12 protein-coding genes and 1 tRNA gene are annotated in these 10,828 nt (G+C 75.3%); 9 read left to right on the top strand and 4 right to left on the bottom strand.

What is annotated here, in order from left to right:
- Positions 1 to 9: 9 nt before the first annotated feature.
- A complete protein-coding gene (locus ACFWA9_RS00935; RefSeq protein ID WP_329489278.1) occupies positions 10 to 585 on the bottom strand; it encodes a 5-formyltetrahydrofolate cyclo-ligase in 576 nt (191 codons plus the stop codon).
- Between the two features lie 60 nt (positions 586 to 645).
- Between ACFWA9_RS00935 and ACFWA9_RS00930 the strand changes: the two genes are divergently transcribed.
- From ACFWA9_RS00930 to ACFWA9_RS00895, 8 genes are all read left to right on the top strand, one after another.
- Positions 646 to 1,515, top strand: a complete 870-nt coding sequence (locus ACFWA9_RS00930; protein WP_380382156.1) for a GGDEF domain-containing protein — start codon at positions 646 to 648, stop codon at positions 1,513 to 1,515.
- Between the two features lie 51 nt (positions 1,516 to 1,566).
- Positions 1,567 to 2,487: a UTP--glucose-1-phosphate uridylyltransferase GalU gene (gene galU, locus ACFWA9_RS00925; RefSeq protein ID WP_329489280.1), complete on the top strand. Its 921-nt coding sequence runs from the start codon at positions 1,567 to 1,569 to the stop codon at positions 2,485 to 2,487.
- 26 nt (positions 2,488 to 2,513) lie between these two features.
- Positions 2,514 to 3,860 carry a gephyrin-like molybdotransferase Glp gene (glp, locus tag ACFWA9_RS00920; protein WP_352290634.1) on the top strand — a complete coding sequence of 449 codons (1,347 nt, stop codon included), beginning with the start codon at positions 2,514 to 2,516 and terminating at the stop codon, positions 3,858 to 3,860.
- Positions 3,861 to 4,033: 173 nt separating this feature from the next.
- Positions 4,034 to 4,474, top strand: coding sequence for a cyclic pyranopterin monophosphate synthase MoaC (moaC, locus tag ACFWA9_RS00915; protein ID WP_380382281.1), 441 nt, complete (start codon positions 4,034 to 4,036; stop codon positions 4,472 to 4,474).
- On the top strand, positions 4,471 to 5,019 hold the full coding sequence (locus ACFWA9_RS00910; protein WP_380382154.1) for a molybdenum cofactor biosynthesis protein B: 549 nt from the start codon (positions 4,471 to 4,473) through the stop codon (positions 5,017 to 5,019). Before moaC ends, ACFWA9_RS00910 begins: the two co-directional genes overlap by 4 nt.
- On the top strand, positions 5,016 to 5,642 hold the full coding sequence (locus ACFWA9_RS00905) for a GNAT family protein (protein WP_329492222.1): 627 nt from the start codon (positions 5,016 to 5,018) through the stop codon (positions 5,640 to 5,642). The genes ACFWA9_RS00910 and ACFWA9_RS00905 overlap by 4 nt, the downstream gene beginning before the upstream one ends.
- Positions 5,643 to 5,792: 150 nt before the next feature.
- Positions 5,793 to 6,911 (top strand): gephyrin-like molybdotransferase receptor GlpR, encoded by a 1,119-nt coding sequence (gene glpR / locus ACFWA9_RS00900; RefSeq protein WP_380382152.1) that lies wholly within the window; start codon positions 5,793 to 5,795, stop codon positions 6,909 to 6,911.
- Between the two features lie 91 nt (positions 6,912 to 7,002).
- A tRNA-Ala gene (locus ACFWA9_RS00895) sits at positions 7,003 to 7,076 on the top strand.
- A gap of 120 nt (positions 7,077 to 7,196) precedes the next feature.
- Here ACFWA9_RS00895 and ACFWA9_RS00890 read toward each other — a convergent pair.
- The 3 genes from ACFWA9_RS00890 to ACFWA9_RS00880 form a co-directional block, all read right to left on the bottom strand.
- Positions 7,197 to 7,646: a universal stress protein gene (locus ACFWA9_RS00890; protein WP_380382150.1), complete on the bottom strand. Its 450-nt coding sequence runs from the start codon at positions 7,644 to 7,646 to the stop codon at positions 7,197 to 7,199.
- 94 nt (positions 7,647 to 7,740) lie between these two features.
- On the bottom strand, positions 7,741 to 8,619 hold the full coding sequence (locus ACFWA9_RS00885) for a peptidase (RefSeq protein WP_380382148.1): 879 nt from the start codon (positions 8,617 to 8,619) through the stop codon (positions 7,741 to 7,743).
- A 2-nt stretch (positions 8,620 to 8,621) separates the two neighbouring features.
- On the bottom strand, positions 8,622 to 9,941 hold the full coding sequence (locus ACFWA9_RS00880; protein ID WP_329489286.1) for a VWA domain-containing protein: 1,320 nt from the start codon (positions 9,939 to 9,941) through the stop codon (positions 8,622 to 8,624).
- Between the two features lie 337 nt (positions 9,942 to 10,278).
- On the opposite strand from ACFWA9_RS00880, the gene ACFWA9_RS00875 reads away from it, so the two are divergent.
- Positions 10,279 to 10,815: a DUF1269 domain-containing protein gene (locus ACFWA9_RS00875; RefSeq protein ID WP_380382146.1), complete on the top strand. Its 537-nt coding sequence runs from the start codon at positions 10,279 to 10,281 to the stop codon at positions 10,813 to 10,815.
- Positions 10,816 to 10,828: the final 13 nt, after the last annotated feature.

Raw genomic sequence — 10,828 nt, 5'->3', positions numbered from 1 at the left:
CGGCGGGCGTCACCCCAGCCGGTGCGGCCCGGACGGGGTGAGGGCGAGGTCCACCGGCAGGTCGTGCGGCTCGGCCGGCACGCTCGCCAGCAGCTCGTGCTCGTAGAGCAGCACCGCCAGCAGCGGTCGCGCCCCGGCCCGCCCGAGCCGGGCCAGCACCCGGTCGTACGAGCCGCCGCCGCGGCCCAGCCGCAGCCCCCGCCGGTCCACCGCCAGGCCGGGCAGCAGCACCAGCGACGCCGTGGTCACGGCCTCCGGCCCGAGCCGGCCGCCGACCGGCTCCAGCAGCCCGCGCCCGGCCGGCGCCAGCGCCTGCGGCCCCTCGTACTCGGCCCAGTCCAGGTCGTTGTCGGCCAGCAGCACCGGCAGCAGCACCCGGACCCCGCGCGCCAGCAGCGCGTCCAGCAGCGGCCGGGTGCCCGGCTCGCTGCCGACCGACACGTACGCGGCCACCGTGGCGCCCGGCTCGGCCAGCGCGCCGGCGTGCCCGGCCAGGGCGAGCGCCGCCCGCTCCCGCTCCACCGCCACCAGCGCCCGCCGTTCGGCCAGCAGCCGTGTCCTCAGCGCGCTCTTCTCGTTGTGCATGGGATCCTCCACAGCTCTGTGCCCGTGACGTCCAGAGCCTGACACGCGGAAGGCGCCCCGATGTCGACCCCGCTGCTGCTCCAGGCCCTGGCCGCGCTGAGCGCCCCGGCGCTGGCCGGCGCCGCCGTGTTCGGCCTGCGGCTGCGCCGGGCCGACGGCGCCGCCGCCGACCGCGAGGCCCGGCTGCGCGAGCGGGTCGCCGAGCTGGAGGCCCGCTGCGCCGAGCTGGAGCGCACCGCCTCCTGCGACCCGCTCACCGGGGTCTGGAACTACCGCCACCTGCAGCTCACCCTGGACCGGGAGATCGAGCGCGCCCGCCGGGCCGAGCAGGCCGACCAGCAGGACGGCCCGCACCCGCTGGCCGTCCTGCTGCTGGACATCGCGGGCTTCGACCGGGTGATCGCCGAACACGGCCGGGCCCGGGCCGACGCGATACTGCGCGACCTCGCCCAGCGGCTCGGCATGGAGATCCGCCGCTCCGACACCCTCGGCCGGTACAGCGGCGAGGTCTTCCTGATCGTGCTGCCGGACACCGGCGCCGCGGGCGCGGCGCACGTCGCCGAACGGCTGGTCTGGTCGGTCCGCCGCCACCTGCTGCTGGACTGGTCCTCCGGACCGCGCGAGGGCCGCCGCCAGCAGGGCAACGGGCTCACCGCCGCGGTCGGCGTGGCCGTGCTGCCCGAGGACGGTACGCATGCCGCCGTCCTGCTCCGGGCCGCCGACCGGGCTCTGGCCGACGCCCGCGACGCCGGCGGGGACTGCTGGCGCGAAGCCGCCTCCTCCCGGCCACTCAGCGGCTCCGCTGCCGAGCGTGACCGTTCGGAAAACCCGGGTAGTCTGTCGCCCTGTGCCGGAGAGGACCCCCTCACCTCACCCGGCGCTTCCCCTTTGCCTGCCACCTTGGCCGGGCCCAGCGACGTGCTGTCATAGCCGGTCAACCGCGCTCGGCCGGGCGTAAACATGCCTTAGTAAGGTAAACGCATGACGACGATCAGCTCCCGAATTCCGGTAACCAAGGCCGTGGTCCCCGCGGCCGGACTGGGTACGCGCTTCCTCCCGGCCACCAAGGCCACTCCGAAGGAGATGCTGCCTGTCGTCGACAAGCCGGCGATCCAGTACGTCGTCGAGGAGGCGGCCTCCGCCGGGCTGTCCGACATACTGATGGTCACCGGCCGTAACAAGCGGGCGCTGGAGGACCACTTCGACCGCGCCTACGAGCTGGAGGAGCTGCTCGCCCGCAAGGGCGACCAGGACCGGCTGCGCCGGGTGCGCGAGTCCGTCGACCTGGCCAACATGCACTACGTCCGCCAGGGCGACCCGAAGGGTCTCGGCCACGCCGTCTCGGTCGCCGAGCAGCACGTCGCCGGCCAGCCCTTCGCCGTTCTGCTCGGCGACGACCTGATCGACCCGCGCGACCCGCTGCTCGCCCGCATGATCGAGGTCCAGCAGGAGCTCGGCGGCTCGGTCGTCGCCCTCATGGAGGTCGACCCCTCGCAGATCCACCTGTACGGCTGCGCGGCCGTCAAGGCCAACGGCTTCGGCGAGGACGTCTTCCAGGTGACCGACCTGGTCGAGAAGCCCGAGACCGCCGACGCGCCGTCGAACTACGCCGTCATCGGCCGCTACGTGCTCGACCCCTCGGTCTTCGACGTGCTGCGCGAGACCCCGCCCGGCCGCGGCGGCGAGATCCAGCTCACCGACGCCCTGCGCGAGCTGACCACCCGCGACGCCGAGAGCGGCGGCCAGGTGCACGGCGTCCTCTTCAAGGGCCGCCGCTACGACACCGGTGACCGCGCGGACTACCTGCGCGCTATCGTCCGTCTGGCCTCCGAGCGCGAGGACCTGGGCCCGGAGTTCCGCTCCTGGCTCCGTGAGTTCGTCGCCTCCGAGCTGCAGGACTGACACGCCGACAGAGAGCGAGAGCGCCGATGACCGGGTCCACGGAGAACAGCCCCACCCCCGCCGCAGCCTGCTGCGACGGATCCGCGGACCCGGCACCGGCCGCCCGGCCGGCCCGGCTCTGGACCGTCGACGAGCACCTCGCCGACGTGCTGGCCGCGGTCGGCCCGCTGCCCGCGATCGAGCTCCAGCTGCTCGACGCCCAGGGCTGCCGGCTCGACGAGGACGTGCTCGCCGGCGGTGACCTGCCGCCCTTCGACAACAGCTCGATGGACGGCTACGCCCTGCGCACCGCCGACACCGCCGGAGCCACCGCCGAGTACCCCTCGGTGCTCTCGGTGGTCGGCGACATCGCCGCCGGCGCCGCCGAACTGCCCAGGGTCGGCCCCGGCCAGGCCGCCCGGATCATGACCGGCGCCCCCGTCCCGCCCGGTGCCCAGGCGGTCGCCCCGGTCGAGTGGACCGACGGCGGCAGCGGCACCGGCCGGGCCGCCGACGCGATGGGCGCCCCGGTCGAGGACGAGGAGGTCCGGGTGCTGCGCCCGGTCTCCGAGGGCGCCCACATCCGCCGCCGCGGCAGCGACGTCACCGCCGGCGACCGGGTCCTGGAAGCCGGTACCCGGCTCGGCCCCACCCAGATCGGCCTGCTCGCCGCGATCGGCCGGGGCACCGTCCGGGTCCGCCCCCGCCCGCGCGTGGTGGTGCTCTCCACCGGCAGCGAGCTGGTCCAGCCCGGCGAGCCGGTCGGCCCCGGGCAGATCGCCGACTCCAACAGCTTCACCCTCACCGCCGCCGCCCTGGACGCCGGCGCCATCGCCTACCGCGTCGGCGGGGTGCCGGACGACGCGGAACGGCTGCGCGCCGTCCTGGAGGACCAGCTCGGCCGGGCCGACCTGATCGTCACCAGCGGCGGCGTCAGCGTCGGCGCGTACGACGTGGTCAAAGAGGTCTTCGAGTCCTACGGCGGGGTCGACTTCCGCCGGCTGCGGATGCAGCCCGGCAAGCCGCAGGGCTTCGGCCGGATCGGCGACGGTGCCGGTGTCCCGCTGCTGGCCCTGCCCGGCAACCCGGTCAGCGCCTACATCTCCTTCGAGCTCTTCGTCCGCCCGGTGATCCGCACCATGCTCGGCGCCGCCGACGTCCACCGCCCGGTGGTCCGGGCGGTCTGCCCGGTCGCGCTGCGCTCGCCCGCCGGGCGGCGGCAGTTCCTGCGCGGCCGGTACGCGGCGGCCGACGGCGTGGTGGAGCCGGTCGGCGGTGCGGGCTCGCACCTGGTCGGCGCGCTGGCCAGGGCGGACTGCCTGATCACGGTGCCCGAGGAGGTCACCGAGCTCGCCGCCGGCAGCGAGGTGGACGTCGTCCTGCTCGGCGGCTGACCGGTCCCGGCGACCGGGCCGTCCCGTCCGCTGACACGGCCCGTCCCACGCCCCGGCCGGAGCGAGGAGTACGGTAGCGCGGTATTCGATCTGCGCGCCCCCTGGAGCCACCCGTGACCGCCTCACCCCCCGGCGACCGCCTCACCCATGTCGACGACCAGGGCGCGGCCCGGATGGTCGACGTCTCCGAGAAGGCCACCACCGCGCGCACCGCGGTCGCGGCCGGCCGGGTCAGGGTCGCCCCCCGCGTGGTCGAGCTGCTGCGCGGCGAGGGCGTGCCCAAGGGCGACGCCCTCGCGGTCGCCCGGATCGCCGGGATCATGGGCGCCAAGAAGACACCGGAGCTGATCCCGCTCTGCCACCCGATCGCGGTCTCCGGGGTGAAGGTCGAGCTCTCCGTCACCGACGACGCGGTCGAGATCACGGCCACCGTGAAGACCGCCGACCGGACCGGCGTCGAGATGGAGGCGCTCACCGCCGTCGCGGTGGCCGGGCTCACCGTGATCGACATGGTCAAGGCCGTCGACAAGGGCGCCGCCATCGAGTCCGTCCGGGTGCTCAGCAAGACCGGCGGCAAGAGCGGCGACTGGTTCGCCGCGGGGAGCCCGGAATGACCGCGCCGGACGCGGGGGCGCCGGTCACGGGGGCGCCGGCGATGAGGGCGCTGGCCGTCACCGTCTCCAACCGCGCCTCGGCCGGCGTCTACGCGGACCGCGGCGGCCCGCTGCTGGTGGCCGGCCTGGTCGCGATGGGCTTCACCACCGACGGCCCCCGGGTGGTGCCGGACGGCGAGCCGGTCGAGGAGGCTCTGCGGGAGGCCGTCGCGGCCGGGTACGACGTGGTGCTCACCACCGGCGGCACCGGCATCTCCCCGATGGACCTCACCCCCGAGATGACCGCGCGGGTGATCGACCGGCAGATCCCCGGCATCCCCGAGGCCATCAGGGCGTACGGCCGCGAGAAGGTCCCGACCTCCGCGCTCTCCCGCGGGCTCGCGGGCCTCGCCGGACGTACCCTGATCGTCAACCTGCCGGGCTCGACCGGTGGCGTCAGGGACGGCCTGGCCGTCCTGGAGCCGCTGCTCGCGCACGCCGTCGACCAGCTCGGCGGCGGGGACCACCCCCGGCCCGACGCACCTGCTTCCGGGAGAGCGCACTGAACGCCGGCTGGCCGGTAGAACTCCACGAGGGGGACGTCGCGCTGCGCCCGATCCGGGGCCGGGACCAGCGGGAGTGGCAGGAGGTCAGCCGCCGCAACCGGGACTGGCTGCGGCGCTGGGAGGCCACCGTGCCGCCCGGCCCGGCCGGCCGGGGCACCGGCCCGCGCCCGACCTACCGGCAGATGGTCCGGTTCCTGCGCGGTGAGGCCTCGGCCGGGCGGATGCTGCCCTTCGTGGTGCTCCACCAGGGCCGGCTGGTCGGCCAGCTGACCGTCGGCGGGATCACCTGGGGCTCGATGTGTTCGGCCAACGTCGGCTACTGGATCGACGAGGCGGTGGCCGGCCGGGGCATCATGCCGGCGGCCGTGGCGCTTTCGGTGGACCACTGTTTCACCACCCTGGGCCTGCACCGGATCGAGGTCTGCATCCGGCCGGAGAACGGACCGAGCCGCCGGGTGGTGGAAAAGCTCGGGTTCCGCTCGGAGGGAATGCGGCCGCGCTATCTGCACATCGACGGCGACTGGCGCGACCACCTGGTGTACGCGCTGACCGCCGAGGAGGTCCCCGAGGGGATGCTGGAACGCTGGCGGACGCTCAGTTCGGCGCGGCGCCCGCGTAATTGAATATATGTTCGAACCAAATATCGATATGGCATCGGCGTGGCGACGGACGGGCACAAATACCGGCAAAATAGTCGGAGAATCAGCTTGATCACACGACACGCCGCGCCAAATTGCTGCCGTGCCTTCCCCGGCGCCCGTACGGTATGAAACGTGAGCAGTAGCGGCCTTATCTACGCCGTCATCGTAGGGGCCTGGGCCGCCTATCTGGTGCCGATGTGGCTCCGCAGGCAGGACGAGCTCAACGAGGCGCGCCCGACGGAACGCTTCAGCACCGCCATCCGCCTGCTGGCCGGGCGTTCGGCGCTGGAGCGGCGGGCGGCCCGGGCCCTGGGCGACGAACCGCGTGACGACGAGCAGAGCGACGACGGCCCTCCCGTACGGGACGAGGCCGCCCCGGGCGACCCCGGCGCCGGTCCCGGTGCCGACCGCGAGGGCGATCCGGGTGCCGACCGCGACGGCGGCACCGCACCGGAGCCGGAGCGGCTGCCGGAGGCGGAGCCAGAGCGGCCGGCGGTCCGCGCCCCCGAGCGCCCCACCGGTGCGCGGGGCGGGATCGAGCCCCGGGCGCGGCTGCTGGCCCGGCGCCGCCGGATGGTCACCGTCCTCTTCCTGGCCTTCGCCCTCGGCGCGGTCGTCGCGGCGGTGTCCGGCCTCGCCTTCCTCTGGGTCCCGGCCGTGCCGGCGACCCTGCTGACCCTCTACATCGGCCACCTGCGCAAGCTGGAGCGGCTGCGGTACGAGGTGAAGATCGACCGGGTCCGGGCCGCCCAGGCCGCCGAGCGGCTGCGCAAGCGCGAACAGCGGCGTGCCGAGGCCGGTCCCGCCGAGGAGGCGCCGGAGCGGGCCCCCGAGGCCGCGGAGCCGGCCGGGCGCGGCCGCTCGCACCTGCGGCTCGCCACCGACCGCGACCGGGCCCCGGAGCCGGCGGGTCCGGCGGGTCCGGCGTCCGCCTCGGCACTGGCGGAGGCGACCGAGCACGAGGAGTGGGTCGACGGCATGCGCGAGCGCGGCGCGGCCGGGCCGGACTCCTGGGAGCCCGTCCCCGTCCCGCTGCCGACCTACGTCACGGCTCCGGTGGCGCCCCGGGTCAGCCGGGGCCTCGACCTGTCGGCCCCCGGCACCTGGACGGCCGGCCGTCCGGCGGAGGCCCGGACCGGAGAGGTCCGTACCGGGGAGGTCCGGGCGACCGAGGCGCGCAACACCCCGCTCTTCGACCAGTACGCCGAGCCCGCCGCCGCCGAACCCCGCCGGCGCGCCGCCAACGAGTGACCGCCCGGGGGTGCTCCGGCACCCCCGGCCGTCCGGTCCTCCGGGGGTGGTCACGAGCCCCCTCCGAAAGGTGCTAAAGTTTCTTCTCGTTGGGGCTGTGGCGCAGTCCGGTAGCGCACCTCGTTCGCATCGAGGGGGTCAGGGGTTCGAATCCCCTCAGCTCCACCCAACAGGAAGTCCCGCCCCATCGAGAGATCGGGCGGGACTTCTGCGTTGTGCCGGAAGGTGCGGCGGACCGGCGGTCAGCGGGCCGTCTCGGGCCGGGAGTTGGGTCTGTGACGATGATCACCTGACCACCACGACGGTGCACGGGGCGTGGTGCACGCAGTACTGGGTGACGGTGCCGAGGGCGGCACCGGGCGGCGCGGCGCGGCCTCGGCTGCCGAGGACGAGCGCGGCGGCGCCCTTGGCGGCGCCGGTCAGCGCCGGACCGGGCGAGCCGGCCTTGAGGTGGCGCCGGACGGCGGAGGGCCCGGCCGAGGGTCCGGCGGAGGACAGTGCGGCGGCCAGGGTCTCGTCGAGGATCCGCGCGGCGTGCCGCTCGGGGCCGAAGCCGTCCAGGGCGGGCGGGACGAGGCCGTGCTCGCCCAGCAGGCAGGGGAACTCCCAGACGGTCACCGCCTCCAGCGGGCCGCCGGTGACGGCGGCGAGCCGGGCGGCCCAGCGGACGGCGGCGAGGGAGAGCGGGGAGCCGTCCACACCGACCACGATCCTGCCGTCCGGCTGCCGGGTCACCTTTCGAGCGTAGAGCGGTGCCGCCGGACCGGCGAGACGGCCGAGGGCCGGCCGGAGAGGCTCCGGCCGGCCCTCGGGAGGGTGTCGGGTGCCGTCAGGGCTGGCCCGAGCCCGCGTACGGGCCCGGCTGCGGGGCACCGGCCTGCGGCGGCACGGAGCCGTAGCGGGCCGGCCGGCGGCCGCGCGGGTGGCGGGTGAGGGTGTAGCCGGCGACCCCGGCCAGGGCCGCCAGCACGCCGCCGGCCAGGGTCCAGAACCACCGGCTGTTCCAGCCGGAGAACCAGCCGGTGTACCAGTGGTCCTCGGCCTCCTCGGGGGCGGCCGCCTTGGCGGTCGCGGCGCCGCCGCCGACCGGCGGGACCAGCGGGGCCTTCAGCTCCCCGCCCTCCGGCTGGGCGTTGTCGGCGTCGCCCTTGGCACTGACGTGCAGCTGGACGGAGGCGGCGAGGCCGAGGTCCGGCTGCGGGGCGTCGGCGAGCGAGAGCCGTACGTAGTAGGTGCCGGGCAGCGGGTCCCCGGACCAGGGCTCGGCCCAGGAGCGGACCTCGCGCAGCGTGCAGCTGAGCGCGAGCGAGGCGGCGGCCGGGTCGGCGGTGGCGTTCTGGGTGCCGGCGGTGCAGGACTGGCGGCGGCGCAGCCCGTCGAACACCTCGACGCTCCAGGTCTGCGGGCCGTGCCGGTCGGCGGAGGGGGCCAGGCCGACGGTCAGGCCGACCGTCGCGGTCTGGCCCTCGGAGGCGCCGAACGCCCAGTACAGGTAGTCGCCGGTGGAGGCGGCGACGTTGGCGTCCTGGCCGGGGGCGAGGTTGATGGCGGTCAGGAAGGACGTTCCGGCCTTGGTGGCCGGGGCGGGCGTCCCGCTCGCGCTGGCGGAGGGGGACGGCGAGGCGGCGGAGGCCGCGGGGGCCGCCAGCACCAGGGCGGGGAGCAGGGCGAGCGCGGCGAGCGCGGCGCGGGTCGTCGAGGTACGCATGGTCAGTTCTCCCGCCAGACAGCGATCCGCCAGCGTGCGATCCAGCCGAACAGCAGGCCGGTCAGCAGGCCGGCCAGGGTGAGCACCAGCAGCAGGATCCAGCCGCGGCCGAGACCCATCGCCGGGCCGTCCGGGGCGGGCGAGGCGGCGGACAGGTCGACCGTCAGCTCCAGCGGCAGCCCGGGGTCGGCCTGGACGCCGGGCAGGGCGGCCAGCGAGTTGCTGACGACCAGGCAGACGGTGGTCTCCGGCTTGCCGCTCGGCGAGGCGGACGGCGTCGCGGAGGCGTAGCCCTTGGAGTCGTCGGTGGACCAGCGCAGACCGGTGGAGATCACGTCGGTCCGGCCACTGCCGGCGTCGGTGCCGCGGACCAGCTCCTGGCCGGTGGCGCTGGTGGCCTGGAGCAGGACGCCGTAGTCACGGGCGACACCGCGGTCCAGCGCGACGCTGACCGAGGCGCGCAGCTCCTGCCCGGCCTTGACCGGGACGCGGTAGACCCGGTGCTCGGAGAACTTCTCCCGGTCGCTGTAGACACCGGGGGTGAGGACGGGCGCGCTCTCGCACTTGTCGGTGCCCGCCGTCTTGACCGGTGCCACGGTGTAGGTGTCGTTGGAGCGGTCCACCAGCTGCTTCACCTTGTCGGTGAGCTGCTCCTGGGTGCGGACGTCGGTGTAGGTGCCGCCGGTCGCGTTGGCGATGCAGAGCAGCTGCTGGCGGGTCTTGTCGTCGTGCGCCAGGCCGAGGGTGTCGATCACCAGGTGGATGCCCTGGGCGGCGAGCTCACGGGCCACGTCGCACGGGTCCGGCGGGGCGCAGGAGTCCTCGCCGTCGGTGATCAGCACCACCCGGCGGGTGGTCTCGCCCTTGCCCAGGTCCTGCGCGGCGCCGCGCAGGGCCAGGCCGATCGGGGTCCAGCCGGTCGGGCGCAGGGTGGCGACCGCGGTCTTGGCCTCGACCTTGTTGGTCTTGCCGACCGGGAAGAGCTGCTTGGTGTCCAGGCAGCCCTGGGCCTTGTCGGCCTCGCCGGGGACGTTGGCGCCGAGCGTGCGGATGCCGAAGTCGGTCTCCGGGGGCAGGGCGTCGATCACCTCGTTCAGGGATTGCTGGGCCACCGCGATGCGGCTCTTGCCCTGGATGTCGGTGGCTCGCATCGAGCCGCTGACGTCCAGGACGAGGTCGACCCGGGGGGCTTCCTTGCCGGCGTTGCCGGCTGATGGTTCGTCGGCATGGGCGGGCAGGCCGCTGAGCAGCGCGCCGCCTGTTATCGCCAGGGCGGCCAGCAGGCTGCCGAGCCTGGCCTTCGGGCGTCGTCCGGTAGTCACCCGCCCGATCCTAGGGATCATCAGTTCGCCATGGCCAACGCGGTCCGGTGCACGGGCCGCCGGACTCCGGCGCGAACTCCCGGGCGCCGGTGGGACATCGGCCGCCGGATGCCCAGGCGTGCGCCGCCCGGGTCGGCGCGGGCGCCGGTCGGACGGCCGGCGGCGGGTGCGGTGGCGGGGCCGGGCGGCGGTGCGGGTGACGGCGGGCCGGTTCGACGGGGAGGGACACACCGGCCGCAAGAGCTCATATCTGCGGATAACGCTCGTTAGGGTGACGAACCGGGGCACCGGCGCCCGCGCCCGGCCGGTACGTCCGACGGATTGGAAGGACCAGCGCATGAGCAATCTCTTCGCGATCGCCTACCCGGATCTGGCCACCGCCCAGGCGGTGCGCAACGAGGCGGTCGGACTGCAGACCCAGAAGCTGATCGACCTGGAGGACGCGGTCGTCGTGGAACGCCGCGAGGACGGCAGGATCAAGCTGCACCAGCAGGTCAGCACCACGGGTGCGGGCGCCGCCTCGGGAGCGCTCTGGGGCGGCGTCATCGGTCTGCTGTTCTTCATGCCGCTGCTCGGCGCGGCGGTGGGCGGCGCCGCCGGCGCGGCGGTCGGCGCCTCCACCGACATCGGGGTGGACGACGACTTCATGCGCGAGGTCGCCCAGCACCTCCAGCCGGGCACCGCCGCGGTGTTCCTGCTGGTCCGCCGGGCCACGGCCGACAAGGTCGTGCCGGCGCTGGCCCGCTACGGCGGCCGGATCATCCAGACCTCGCTCTCCGCCGGGGCCGAGGCCGAACTCAGGGCCACCGTCGAGGCGTCCCGGGTGCAGCCCGCCCCGGCCTCCGCCCCGGCCTCCACCCCGGCCTCCGCCTGAGCCGCACCCGCCG

It is taken from the genome of Kitasatospora sp. NPDC059973, assembly GCF_042737525.1.
In the GTDB taxonomy this organism is placed as follows: domain Bacteria; phylum Actinomycetota; class Actinomycetes; order Streptomycetales; family Streptomycetaceae; genus Kitasatospora.
This window is presented reverse-complemented; position numbering and strand designations above follow the sequence as displayed.